Source organism: Streptococcus suis, assembly GCF_002964045.1.
GTDB lineage: Bacteria > Bacillota > Bacilli > Lactobacillales > Streptococcaceae > Streptococcus > Streptococcus suis_U.
Map to the genome: position 1 here is coordinate 1 of NZ_POPB01000292.1, position 317 is coordinate 317.

A 317-nucleotide genomic window follows, 5' to 3' on the forward strand; every position below is an offset into this window, starting at 1 on the left:
ATCTACTATTTCTATGTTATCTTCTGGGTGCAAACTGGCGTACCGAGTTTGAAACTCTTCCAAAGCCCGCAAGGCATAGGACTTTTGTGCGTCGAGGGGGTGGGCCTTTACAATTAATACGGTTGCCATTGTTCATCTCCTTTGTTACTAATTATTGATAAATATATTCTACTATTTTTTATTTGAAATTCAAATCATTTGCTCAAAGCAAAAGGCTGGTCTCCCAGTCTCTGCATTCAAAACTGTTATCATTTTTTTAAATAGGTGTAAGCGACACAGTCCAGGCTATCAACGGCTGTAAAGCCAATTGCCTCATA

The 317-nt window shown here is 38.8% G+C and carries 1 pseudogene; it reads right to left on the bottom strand.

Annotated features, from left to right (window positions below):
- Window positions 1-129, bottom strand: a pseudogene (locus tag C1E99_RS15495) (FMN-dependent NADH-azoreductase); the annotation flags it as partial.
- Between the last annotated feature and the right edge of the window lie 188 nt (window positions 130-317).